This is a genomic window from Paenibacillus sp. NPDC056933, from assembly GCF_042674385.1.
Taxonomy (GTDB): domain Bacteria; phylum Bacillota; class Bacilli; order Paenibacillales; family Paenibacillaceae; genus Paenibacillus.
The window spans coordinates 50407-63118 of record NZ_JBHUQN010000008.1; the positions used below are offsets into that span (position 1 = coordinate 50407).

The 12712-nt window shown below is 44.6% G+C and carries 13 protein-coding genes; 7 read left to right on the forward strand and 6 right to left on the reverse strand.

Translation table 11 applies throughout. From position 1 onward, the window contains the following. Positions 1-189: 189 nt before the first annotated feature. Positions 190-390 (forward strand): MerR family transcriptional regulator, encoded by a 201-nt coding sequence (locus tag ACFTRD_RS30260; protein ID WP_379386473.1) that lies wholly within the window; start codon positions 190-192, stop codon positions 388-390. A gap of 78 nt (positions 391-468) precedes the next feature. Here ACFTRD_RS30260 and ACFTRD_RS30265 read toward each other — a convergent pair whose 3' ends face one another. Next, positions 469-1848, reverse strand: coding sequence for an amino acid permease (locus ACFTRD_RS30265; protein WP_379386475.1), 1380 nt, complete (start codon positions 1846-1848; stop codon positions 469-471). A 333-nt stretch (positions 1849-2181) separates the two neighbouring features. Here ACFTRD_RS30265 and ACFTRD_RS30270 point away from each other — a divergent pair, with 333 nt between their 5' ends. The 4 genes from ACFTRD_RS30270 to ACFTRD_RS30290 all read left to right on the forward strand — a co-directional run bounded on the left by ACFTRD_RS30270 (position 2182) and on the right by ACFTRD_RS30290 (position 4886). After that, positions 2182-2961 (forward strand): methyltransferase domain-containing protein, encoded by a 780-nt coding sequence (locus ACFTRD_RS30270; RefSeq protein ID WP_379386477.1) that lies wholly within the window; start codon positions 2182-2184, stop codon positions 2959-2961. 508 nt (positions 2962-3469) lie between these two features. Continuing rightward, complete coding sequence (locus ACFTRD_RS30280) at positions 3470-3865, forward strand: hypothetical protein (protein ID WP_379386479.1); 396 nt, start codon at positions 3470-3472, stop codon at positions 3863-3865. Between the two features lie 277 nt (positions 3866-4142). Continuing rightward, positions 4143-4427 (forward strand): amidase domain-containing protein, encoded by a 285-nt coding sequence (locus tag ACFTRD_RS30285; protein WP_379386662.1) that lies wholly within the window; start codon positions 4143-4145, stop codon positions 4425-4427. A gap of 75 nt (positions 4428-4502) precedes the next feature. Next, a complete protein-coding gene (locus ACFTRD_RS30290) occupies positions 4503-4886 on the forward strand; it encodes a hypothetical protein (protein WP_379386481.1) in 384 nt (127 codons plus the stop codon). A 350-nt stretch (positions 4887-5236) separates the two neighbouring features. Here ACFTRD_RS30290 and ACFTRD_RS30295 read toward each other — a convergent pair whose 3' ends face one another. The 4 genes from ACFTRD_RS30295 to ACFTRD_RS30310 all read right to left on the reverse strand — a co-directional run bounded on the left by ACFTRD_RS30295 (position 5237) and on the right by ACFTRD_RS30310 (position 9033). Next, positions 5237-6223 carry a phosphotransferase gene (locus ACFTRD_RS30295; protein WP_379386483.1) on the reverse strand — a complete coding sequence of 329 codons (987 nt, stop codon included), beginning with the start codon at positions 6221-6223 and terminating at the stop codon, positions 5237-5239. 201 nt (positions 6224-6424) lie between these two features. Then, on the reverse strand, positions 6425-8206 hold the full coding sequence (locus ACFTRD_RS30300; protein ID WP_379386485.1) for a SulP family inorganic anion transporter: 1782 nt from the start codon (positions 8204-8206) through the stop codon (positions 6425-6427). A 166-nt stretch (positions 8207-8372) separates the two neighbouring features. After that, entirely contained in the window at positions 8373-8702 is a 330-nt protein-coding gene (locus tag ACFTRD_RS30305; protein ID WP_379386487.1) for an ArsR/SmtB family transcription factor, read from the reverse strand. Between the two features lie 109 nt (positions 8703-8811). Then, positions 8812-9033 carry a beta-xylosidase family glycoside hydrolase gene (locus ACFTRD_RS30310; protein WP_379386489.1) on the reverse strand — a complete coding sequence of 74 codons (222 nt, stop codon included), beginning with the start codon at positions 9031-9033 and terminating at the stop codon, positions 8812-8814. A gap of 497 nt (positions 9034-9530) precedes the next feature. Here ACFTRD_RS30310 and ACFTRD_RS30315 point away from each other — a divergent pair, with 497 nt between their 5' ends. Continuing rightward, the gene (locus ACFTRD_RS30315; RefSeq protein WP_379386491.1) at positions 9531-10520 is read left to right on the forward strand and encodes a DUF4003 family protein; all 990 of its coding nucleotides are present in this window, start codon (positions 9531-9533) and stop codon (positions 10518-10520) included. 89 nt (positions 10521-10609) lie between these two features. On the opposite strand, the gene ACFTRD_RS30320 is transcribed toward ACFTRD_RS30315, so the two are convergent. Next, on the reverse strand, positions 10610-11602 hold the full coding sequence (locus tag ACFTRD_RS30320) for a phosphotransferase (RefSeq protein ID WP_379386493.1): 993 nt from the start codon (positions 11600-11602) through the stop codon (positions 10610-10612). Between the two features lie 380 nt (positions 11603-11982). Between ACFTRD_RS30320 and ACFTRD_RS30325 the strand changes: the two genes are divergently transcribed. Beyond that, positions 11983-12708 carry a hypothetical protein gene (locus ACFTRD_RS30325; protein WP_379386498.1) on the forward strand — a complete coding sequence of 242 codons (726 nt, stop codon included), beginning with the start codon at positions 11983-11985 and terminating at the stop codon, positions 12706-12708. Positions 12709-12712: the final 4 nt, after the last annotated feature.

Here is a 12712-nt window from a genome sequence, read left to right on the forward strand (position 1 = left end):
TTGATTAGCCATGTTCAATTCCTCCTCGGATTTATTTATTCATTATGTTGTTTTCACAAAAGTTGCACTCTTTCCTTTGTAACCGAGATGTGTGGAATTTAAACCGGATCTGGTCATTCCCATGCCAACTTTCTGGCCATTGAATCTCCAGTGACTGGAGGTTGTATAATAGAACATGAGGTGGTCTCGTTGAACCAAAGCAAAGATACCTATACAATCGGTGAAGCCGCCAAAATGATCGGCTCGACCGTCAAAACGATTCGTTCTCCAATCCTAAAACCTCCAGCAACAGGAGATTCAAGCCTGAATTTTGAAAAACAAAAAAAGCACTCCCTGCATAACACTGGATCTCCCGAAGGTTTCCAATGTGTACAAGGAATGCACGTATGATGTTTCACTATAGTTTGACCAGGGAAAGTCACACCTTTTCCAATCCGATTGCAGTGCCCTCTTATCTCTGAGTCGTGGCTAGTGATCTTCGCCTTCATCTGCCCGCTGTCTTTTTCCTATGCCAAATACAAAGTATCCGATCACAACGATCGCCATAAATGTAGCCCCCACAATCAAGGGTAATCGTGTATCCGGATTAAACGCCATACCAATAATAACAAGCGTCAGATATACGATGATGATGTAATTGCTGATCGGGAACCATTTGGACTTAAAATTGTGATCTGCCATCTCATTGCCCCAACGTTTCCTAAACCTGAACTGGCTGAAGGCCAGCGCGAACCACGGGACCATCCCCGGAAGAACACTTGCGCTGTAGATGTACAGGAACAGTTTGGAGTCGGGCATCAGGTAGTTGAGTACAACACCCACAAGCAGCAAGGAAATCGTGATGATGATACTGTTGCGGGGAACCCCGCCTTTGGACAGCTTTTTGAAAAAAGCTGGTGCCTGTCCATTCTCCGCAAGTGTATAGAGCATACGTCCTGCACTGTAGATTCCACTGTTACATCCCGACATCGCGGCGGTAAGCACCACGAAGTTGATAATTCCCGCAGCAGCGACAATTCCGACTTTGGCAAACGTCAGTACAAACGGGCTTCCCGTCTCTCCCACTTCGTTCCAAGGATACAATGTCACGATGACAAAGATCGCCCCAACGTAAAAAATGAGAATACGCCACACGATATTCTTAATCGCTTTACGCAGCGTATATTTTGGATTCTCCGCTTCGCCTGCCGTAATACCGACCATTTCAACGCCCTGATACGCAGCCGTAACGATACATAGGGCAAAAAGGAAACCTTTGATCCCTCCGGGGAAGAAGCCGCCATGGCTCACCAGATTCGATAGCCCGATGGGCTGTCCGCCGTTCCCCCAGCCGAAGAAGATGAGTCCCGTTCCGATTATGATCATTGCCACAATGGCTGTCACTTTAATCAGCGCAAACCAGAATTCGAATTCCCCATAGTACTTTACCGCTGCCAGATTCGCTGCCGCAATGATGAGTACCCCGGCAAGTGCCGGCAACCACTGTGGAATATCCGGGAACCAATAACCAACATAGATCCCAATCGCCGTAACTTCCGCCATACCCACTGTAACCCAGAGGAACCAATAGCTCCAGGCCGTCAGGAATCCGGCAAGCGGACTGATATACTTGTGAGCAAATGTGGCAAACGAACCGGTGACAGGCTCCTGAATCAACATTTCCCCCATAATACGCATGACAAAAAAGATAATGATCCCGGCCAGCAAATAGGCCAGCAGCACGGAAGGTCCTGCCCATTTGATCGTACTAGCCGATCCCATGAACAATCCAACGCCAATCGTACCCCCGAGTGCAATCAGCTCTACATGGCGGGGCTTTAGCCCTCTAGATAGTTGCTTCGATTCCAAACGATTCTCCCCTTTTCTGGTGTGCAGCTTCTTGTTGTAAGATACATTTTTATATTCACATTAACGCAATGCAGGATTGCTTCACCAAATTGTACGAGATGTGCCGCAGAAATACAACAAGGAATGTAAGGAAGCGGATTCAGTACACAGTAACAGGATAACCCCTTAATGAATACAGCAGTCCGTTGAAGTCTGATTTATTGAAAAAGCAGAACATTATTTTAAAAAGACGAGTATCTCCTCAAAAATTATTGGATATCTATGGTATAATTATGATGTTATAATGAAACCAGGTTTCACTAGATGAAAATATAAGTGAGAGGAGTCATTTATATGCCTATTGATTTTCATGATGAACAGAATCGTTTCACCTATACCACAAGATCTGCGAACGATTCTTGGATCTCCATGATCCAAGAAAACGTGGATGTATTCGGAAAATATGTCGCTGACATTGGCTGTGGCGGTGGTATTTACACTCAAGCTCTGGCCCAGATGGGGGCAGTACAGGTTACCGGTGTAGACTTTTCTGAGGAGATGTTAAAGGGAGCCTCTGCAAACTGCAAATCGATTCCGCACATCACATTTTTATCTGGCAATGCCTACGATACCCAACTCCCTGATCATAAGTTCGACCTTGTGTTAGAGCGGGCATTGATTCATCACCTTAACGATTTAGGCGCTTGTTTTCGGGAAGCCCATCGAATTTTAAAACCAGGTGGAACTCTCATCATTCAGGATCGTACTCCTCAGGACTGTACACTCCCTGGAAGTGAACATCACCTAAGAGGGTTTTTCTTCGAAAAATTTCCTCAATTGATCGAGTTGGAAGTGAATCGCAGATATGATGCCAATCAGGTGCAACAGACGATGGAAGCAAGCGGGTTCAAGCTTGAACAGACCGTTTCTTTATGGGAGACTCGCCGTGTGTATGAAGATATGGAGTCTTTGAAAGAAGATTTATTGTCGCGCACTGGCCGCTCACTCCTTCATGAACTGTCCGATGAGGATTTGCAAGAATTGGTGGAATACGTGGAACGTAAACTGGAGCCCGTTCAAAACCCGATTGTCGAAAAAGACCTGTGGACTGTATGGTTTGGAATTAAACGCTAGAACAAAAAGTCCTTAAAAAGCCAAGTGAACCATCATCGTTGCACTGATTTTCAGTTCTTACCATACGATTACGTTCTGGGTACTGGATATATTTTTCATCATTCATGCGGCACTGTACCTATTTTTCGAAAAGCACCCTCGTAATGAATTTAAGAATACATATTCCAGATCATTTATTTACCCCATGGGGATAATTGGGGCCATTCATTTGTTAGGTTTATTAATGTAATTGCATCAGATCATACATCAAGAAACAAGTAATCTTATGACCGCCTAAAGCGGTCATTTTTTTATAGGATATAGTCAGAGGTCATAATTCGTAACTGGCTATCCTTCCATTTAAATCACTATTTACAACTGTATTTTATTGGTATATATTATAGCCCTCAGAAATGTTAACGCTAACATAAACTGAAAAAAGGAGGATGCTTCAGTCCATTCTCGAAAAGGTTTTCGTTTTTGGTGTAGTTACACTTTAAAACATTCATTTTGAAAAGATGAGGTATCGATGAAAAAATGGAGCAGCGCTTTATTTGTATTTTTCATGAGCATTTCCCTTATGCTCGGCCTAACCGCTTCGGCTAATCCGGCCATTGTAAGTTATGGAGGCAGCTATTCCAATACACTCACCGCCGGTCAAGGATATACCTACATTCTCCCTACCGCCAAAACGTCCGGTACAAGCGTGAAAATCACGACATCCGCAGCGAATACACTTCAACTGCACTACTACTGGAGCTACAATAATACGTCAGTTGATCTGGGAACAGCCATCGTAAACAGTACCAATTACAATGGTGGTTCAGGCTACTACAGCCCTGGCACACTGGTCACCGTAGTTGAACGCGTACCAGGGTCCATTTCGGCATTCCCTTCCGTGTCCTACACCATTTCATTCAATTAATTCGAATTGCAGATAGATATACCAACCCAACCATCTTATGACCGCTGATCGCGGTCATTTTTTGTACGCTTCACAATTTTCCCAAAATCCGGGACTCCACCATTGAACCGTTAAAAGAATTCACCAAATTGAAACGCCTGATTTTCGGAGCTACGAATAGCCGGACTCTTGTAATCCGCCTGTGTGTTTGACATGGTAGCCCAAGCCCTTCCCATCCAACAATTTTCCTGTAAACCTAACATGCAAAATGGCTCCAGCTGGACAATGGTTGTATGCTGTGCCTTGGGTGCAAGCAGATTCATTTTTCAAACTAATTAGAAGTACAGATACAATTCATGGTTACGGCAAACCAGAACCAAAGCACCTATATGAAGGAGATATTATCTCTTATGATAAAGGGGAAGATTATACTATGAACCACACTGCTGTAGTAACCGACCGTTCCAATCCAGAAAATCCATTAGTATCGTATCACACAACCAACCGCAAGAATGTACCTTGGGATTTCTACATTAATAATACTGCTGGCACTGTAATTCCTTACTTTACTCACATCCTATAAATAAGTATTGTATTTGTATAGAAAGTTGGTATGGTTTAATAACTGTACCAACTTTTTAGTATAGGAGGACTAATTATGAATAAAAAGAAATGGCTCCTAACATTTATTTTTTTGATTGCATTAATTTACATTTCGTTTGGTGTTTGGATAGCGAAGGATACTAAAATTATATTGGAAAAGTCCTTGGGATCAGACACTAATTATGGAGAATACATGAGTCAATCTGTCTTTGATAAAACAAATTTAATTGCACGAGGCGATACTTCAGACAGCTTTTTATATGAACCCCAAAATCATAAAATAGGTACCGTGTTCCCACTACATTTCTTTTTTATATCAAAGGTATTCGTAACTCACGAGTATGATCAGCCTAACTTTGGCTTTCGTGAGCCACTGACAATTGATTTAAAAATTAAGAATGGGCACTGGTATGCTACAAATGTAAATATTAAGCCATAGCACACACATATCACTTAAGATACGCTCGTGGATCAAGTCGCGGAGACCTAGGACGGGTTGCGTACCCAGAAGGGCTTCGGTGCCTGGTCGATCAACAAATAGGAATTGCTGTTACTTTCGTCTGCATTGGTGGCGGTTCAGCATGTGGAGGATCTGCGAAACGGTATTCTGACCACGGCTGTCTCCACCAGCATCACAAATATTATCATCGCACAGCAGGCCGCCATGGCCGCTGCTGCCGTATCTTCCTCATCATCAAACTAGTCATGAATGTGCGTCTTGTACACTAGGAACATGCCCTCTGGAATCATCCAGAAGGCCTTCCTCAGTTCAAATCCATAACCTTCTAACTACACGATACCCGTATCCCGAAATTCCTCGATGAAACTGTCCAGCCAATCCGAACCGTAATCCAGCGCACCCATATCACTTTCGATAAAGGCGACATCCAGACCCATAACCCAAAATCTGCGAGTGATGATGAATAAATCAACGGCCTGTTCATCCTGTGTGGAGAAGCTTCGAACCGAACGATAACCCGCCATGAGCGCATCCCATAAGGCTGCTTTTTGCTCACCGGATTGTCTCTTCCTAGCCTTCACCTGGGCCAGATCATAGGCACGCCAGCCCTTTGCTGCCCACTCAAAGTCGTAATGGGTAAACCGCTTCCCCTGCTGAAAAGCATTATTGTTCCCATGCATATCGCCATGGCACAATCCCCATTCCAGACCATGACTGGACGCGGTAACCAAGCGTTCTTTTAACTCGTTGGCAACTGTATGTAAAAATGGTGCTGCTTCATCTTTCTCACCAACGTAGCTGATGATTCGTTCAAGTGGCTCATCGATGAGAAGCTTCGTATTCAACTCATATCGTGGCAGCTCCACAGCCACCTGATCCATGGCGTTGTGCAATTCGGCGGCGGACTGACCAAATGCGTAACATGACTCTTCATCTTCAAGGTTGTTCTCTGTCCCATCGATGTAGCGAAACATCACGACCACCCGTTTGCCTTCCGCAGCATCCAGAACAGTGTATCCGGTATTATCTTTCTTCTCGATGTACTCTCCTACATCTGCTCGCACTGAAGAATCCAGGATGCCTTTCAGTTGAGACAATAAGGATAGCTCATAACGAACATCTTCTTCCGTGATTTCAGTACGGTAGACACGGAGAATATACAGGCCAGTGGACGTGCATACCCGATAGGTATCATTTAATCCTCGCAGCCAAAACAAACATTCTTCCCAGTGTCCGATGTCATACTGATCACTCAATATAAATTCCAAATATTTTGGATTGAGCACTGAACGTAAAGCTGTCGGTTGATTGAACATGATTATGCTCCTTCAGTTTAATTTTTCCAGAATTCATATAGTTCGTGATCCAGTCCCCAACGTCCTTTATTAGATAGATTAGAGAGGCTTACAATTATACACAAAAAAGACACGGAACAATTGCTCCGCGCCAAAACTTTATGTAATCATGTACTGACTATTTAAGGATTTAGCTTCATTAAATCATTGATAAAAGCATGATTATATCTGTGGAAAGCTGTTTGCTTTGACTCCCTTTCCCGGCTCCAGTAGGCTCTTTCGCTCAGGATTGGCGCCTGTACTCGACAAAGCGGCACATTCACGAAAAGCAAAATGCTTGCAGCCTATACACTTCTGATGGTTCAGATGCTGTAATGCATAATTGATCGCTTCACCGGTATGCTCAAACATGTGATCAGGATGAATATACCCCATTAACCCCGTTTTTCTCATCATCTCCAAGGGCTGCCCCTGGACGCCTGAAAACAGAATCATGCCGCCAGATCGCTCAAAATGCTTCACCAAACTGGCCAGGTTGGCTTCACCTGTTGTATCCATAAAAGGAACCTTGCTCATGCGCAGAAGCAGCATTCCCGGACGACGCTGAATCGAATCCATGACCGACTTCTCAAACATATCTGCCGCGCCAAAAAACAATGGGCCTTCGATCGTATACAGACTGATCTGCGGACAGTCATGTCCCTCCTGAACCATGTGAGCCATCACTTTTTCGTGTTTATGCTCCGGATCAGGCAATACTTTGGCGACCTTCAGCATCTCGCTCATACGCTTCACGAATAAAAGCACGGCGAGAATGAGTCCAACCTCCACCGCCGTCGTTAAACTGGTGAATACCGTCAGCAAAAAGGTAATCAGCAGCACAAGCGAATCGCTTGTTCTCGTTTTCAACACATGCATGAACGATCTCCGCTCACTCATATTCCAAGCCACAATCATGAGGACGGGGGCCATACTGGCAAGCGGGATGTGGGATGCATATGGCGCAAACAGGACAAGCACCAGCAAAACAACAACGCCATGAATAACGCCAGACAACGGGGATACTGCACCAGATTTAATATTCGTTGCCGTTCGTGCAATCGCTCCTGTGGCGGGAATCCCCCCAAATAGCGGTGTCACCATATTAGCAATCCCCTGTCCAATTAGCTCTCGATTGCTGTTATGACGGCTCCCAGTCATGCCGTCCGCAACCACAGCGGATAAAAGCGATTCGATGCCGCCCAGCATGGCGATCACAAAAGCGGGCTGCAGCAAGTTCACCACACGCGCCCATGTGATCTCTGGAATATGAAACTGGGGCAACGCTCCCGGAATAGCACCGAAGGACGAACCAATCGTAGCCACCTGATCTTTGAAAAAGAGTGCGGCAATGAATGTGGATAGAACCAGACCGAGCAGTGAGGCTGGCACCTTAGGTGCGACCTTGGGCACAAGCAGAAGGACAGCCAGACAGATTCCAGCTGTCAGCAAACTGTGTATATTAATCGTTGAGAAATTCATCCCGATTTCTTTCATATTGGACCAGAAATCCTCGTGTTTTTCGATTCCCCGGAGCCCCAGGAAGTTTGCAATCTGTCCGCTAAAAATAATAACGGCAATTCCCGCCGTGAAACCGATGGTTACGGGCCTCGGAATAAACTTGATCAACGCTCCAAGCCTTAACACCCCCATAAGCACAAGCATTAATCCCGCCATCATCCCGGCGATCAACAGATTCTCGTATCCATACTGCATAACAATTGCGAAGAGGATCGGAATAAATGCCCCCGTCGGCCCGCCAATCTGGAATTTGGACCCACCCAGCAAGGAAATGAGTATTCCCGCAATGATCGTTGTATACAAGCCATACTCCGGCTTGACCCCGGAGGCAATGGCAAACGCCATACCCAGCGGAATTGCAATGATCCCCACAATCAGCCCCGATACCAGATCCTTGCGAAAATCGGAAGCATGATAACCCGCATATCTCCCCATCCATTTCATGTACATTAACCTTCTTTTCTTTATATATTTGAATATTTGAATATAATTAAAACACTACTCCCCTGAGTGGGCCCTGTCAATCGGATTCCACACCAGCCCGGCAGGAAAACAGCACAAAAAAACAAGAAGCTCCGGTAATTACGACCGGTTGCTCTTGTTTATTGTGTCAGGACTCTTTTCGAATGTCTTCCAGCATCGAAATGGCGTCAACCAGATGATTGTCAAAGATCTGTTTGGTGACTGCCAGCAAGTCTTTAATCAGCGGGTCGCGGAGCGAATACGTGACGGTTGTCCCTTCTTTTATTCCCTGAACAACGTTTTTGCCGCGTAGTACAGCCAGCTGCTGGGAAACAGCAGAGCCTTCCGATCCCAGAATGCTTTGCAGTTCATTCACGTTTTTGGCCCCATCGCTTAGCAGCTCCAGAATCTGAATCCGCATCGGGTGCGCCAACGCTTTGAAAAAATCCGCTTTAAACTGTTGTATGCTCTGATTCATACCCTATGCCCCTTCAATCGAACTTTTGAAGATGCAAATATCATAACATATAACCTATTGAAAGGAATGTCCCCTTCATCTGTGAGCATCTGGATGTTTCCGAACTCCGTCAGCAGGAAACATATTCAAACCAGTCAAAATCGGCGACCTGATCGGATCGCTCGCCGTTGCTTGTGCTAAACATTCCGATACAGCAGCCAACGAAGCCCCCAGCCACCTCGGTGCTCAAGCTGCTTGTATCCACCTTTTCTGTAACCAGGTGATACTGACTTCCATCCGTGCTGTAGTAGAAGCTTAGTTGCTGTCCTAATGCAGCCATTTTGATATACACGCGCGGCATCGCTATCTAGAGTGATTTGCGCAATGTGGGTTTCCTGCCCGTCGATCTAGGACATCACGCGCAATACCTGCTGCTCCTCGGTCATCGTACGCTCTATCCGAACATGATATTGATCATTCTGAATGACGACAAGGCGAGCCGTCTAGTGGATACTTCGGGGCACAAATTCCATCATCCTACACCATTTCTTTCAATTAACAGTACAACGAACACATCCTATCTATTCTCATATGCAGATTCAGATCCAAAAACCCTTTCTTTGCAATCAATAATGCACCTCTTCGAAGTACCAATTAGAGCCTGCGAGGAAATCCAAAACTTCTACAGGGTGCCCTTTTTGTGAACGGATAGGCCTCTGGACCATGGTGAGCAGAACATTTTGAAATAGTCCAGTTCAACGTTGCTAGGTACATCAAATAAAGCGCTGTGTAAGCATATGCATTTATAGTAAACTGGGGAAAATGTTCAATCACTTGGGAGGTCTGCTTATGCAACAGCAACATGCAGCACGAGTCGAGCTATTCGTTTCCAACACTCAGATCATTAAGAAGTCGTTCAAGTGGCAAAATGTGATGATGCACCGTCTGGCGGCCCTGCTGTATGCAGCGGAAAATAAACAAGCCGACGGCGATGCCATCCGTCAAAGCCATGAATTCATTAAACAAAATACCAATCTCTTCTCGGTATTCAGGGGAAATTCGGCGATCAGCGTCGCCACCATGCTCTCGCTAACGACAGATCAGGAAAAGAAACTGGAAAACACCCTTTTTATCTATGATCTGATGAAAAAAATTAAATTTCGTACTTCCGATTATCTGGTTATTGCCGCCTATCAGATTGCAGCTCACGCGACCCCTGACCAATTCGAACATAAAGTGGAACGAGCCAAAGCATTTTATGATCACATGAAAGCACAGTACCGCTTTCTCACTGGACAGGACGACTATATTTTCGCTGCCATGCTGGCCCTTTCCGATCTGGACGTGGACTCCGGTGTGACCCGTATGGAGCACCTCTATACTGAATTAAAACCTGAGTTCTCGCCGGGCAATAGCGTGCAAGCATTAACGCAGGTGCTGGTCCTCGGGGATGATAACCCGGAAGCGGGCGCTCGTGTATTGGCGTTAAATGAGACATTCCGCAGACGGGGGATACGATTGGATAAAACATACACCCTGGCTTCTCTAGGCATACTCTCCCTGCTGCCCGCTGACAGAGATACACTAGTAGAACAAGTTGAGGAAACATACGAATGGCTGCGCACACAGAAGGGCTATGGTAACTGGTCGATCAGCAAACAGGAATTGCTGCTGCTCTCGTCTTCACTGGTAGCGGTGCAATACTTGGAGGATCTTCGAAACGGCGTTTTGACCACGACTGTCTCCACTAGCATCACCAACATTATCATCGCCCAACAGGCTGCCATGACCGCTGCTGCAACTTCGGCCGCCGTTGTAGCTTCGTCTTCATCGAACTAAAGACTATGGAATGTATCGTACAAATTAAAACAGGCCCTCTGGAACCATCCAGAAGGCCTTCTTCATGTGAATCCATAAAGCTGTCAATCCTACGACTGAACAATTCCCGTGTCACGAAACTCCTCCATGAAACTATCCAACCAATCCGAGCCATAATCCAGTGCACCCATATCACTCTCGATAAAAGCAACATCCAGACCCATAACCCAGAATCTGCGAGCGATAATGAATAGATCTATAGCCTCTTCATCTTGTGTTGAGAAGCTTCGAATGGAACGATAGCCATTCAAGAGCGCATTCCACAACACTTCTTTTTGCTCACCAGACTGCCTCTTCCGGGCTTTCACCTGCGCAAGATCGTAGGCACGCCAACCTTTAGCTGCCCACTCAAAGTCATAATGGATAAACTGCCTGTCCTGTTGAAAAGCGTTATTGTTCCCATGCATATCGCCATGACACAGCCCTGTATCCAAACCTTGTTTGGTAGTGACGACGATGCGTGCTTTTAACTCTCTAGCAAACGTATGAAGAAATGATGATGCTTCATTTTTCTCACCAATGTAGTTAATGATTCGTTCAAGAGGCTCGTCAATTAGAAACTTCGTATCCAACTCATATCGTGGCTGGTCCAATACCACTTGCTCCATCGCCTTATGCAGCTCAGCCGCAGACTGACCAAATTTGTAACACGACTCTTCATCCTCAAGATTGTTCTCTGTCCCCTCGATGTAACGAAACATTACGGCCATTCGTCTGCCTTCTGCCGCATCCAGTACGGTATATCCGCTGCGATCTTTCTTCTCGATGTACTCTCCAATATCGGTATGTACTGATGAACCTAGAATGCCCTTTAATTGAGATAACAGGGATAGTTCGTAACGTACATCGTTTTCCGTAATTTCAGTACGGTAGACACGAAGAATATACATGCCCGTGGATGTTCGTACCCGGTATGTATCATTTAACCCTCTCAGCCAAAACAAACATTCTTCCCATGGTCCGATGTCATACTGATTACTCAATGCAAACTCCAGATATTTAGGGTTGAGCACTGAACGTAAAGCAGTCGGTTGGTTGAACATATGTATACTCCCTTTAGTTTAATATGATCATCACTATAGTTACGGATAATGATCGCTTCATCTATCAACCTATAACATAGTATATTTTTAAATTATTTTCCAGAATATATATTTAATCGGGTGAATGCTTAACTGAATTCGTTTCGCCTCCTTCTACATCTCTGAAGTTCATTAATTATAAGTGAGATTAGGGCCTGCGCTCTCTTAAAACAGACGAGCAGGCCCTATTATATTTGTTGGAAAAAGTCTTATTGGCCAATCTTACGATTCAAGCGCGGAAGCGAATTATGTCATAATATAATAGATCTGGATTCCTATAGATTAAGATGATTAAAAACGTTATAATTGAATATAATTAGCAAAATTGAGGAGGTTTGGAAATGAAAAAGCGATTATTTAGTATTCTATTCTCTGTAGCCATGATTACTAGCTTATTTGCTGGCGCTGCTTCAGCAAATGAAGCACCAGCAAAAGAACCAAAAGCTGTTGTAAACTCAGTTAAACTTAAACCAGTTGATGGGAATGACGACCTAGATGTATCTATTCAAGAATTATCAGATGGTACAGTTAGAAAAGTCATTAGTGGGTCAGGAAAGGCTGATGATAAACCTACTCGATATGATATTACGATTAACAGAGAAAAGAATACCTTTACTACCATTGAAACAGACCTCTCGAACGATCCAGAATATTCAATAAAACCATTTGCGCCTATATGGAGTAAACAAGTAAAATTATTAACATATGACCCAGTAGGCTGGGAAATTTGCTACTCAAAGGCGATTCTTTATTGGTATATGCAAAATGATTACGCCATTTATAGCAATGGCGGTTCCGCAACTTGGGCAGCTAATCCATCTCCTATAGACACACACTGGTATGTAGATTCGGAACAAACCCGGAGAAAGGATAAACCTGCTGCGGTTGGTCAAGAAACTGTCGCAAATTTTTCAAACTATGATTTTTTGAATGATAACTTATATACCTATGTTAACCACAATGTGTCAGTATGGGGATTTATGAATGGCTCCTTCGATTATGATGCTATTGAGGATGCAACTGGCGAAGCTAGCGTTTTGCTAACAAGCACCATCGAAATTTACTGATAAA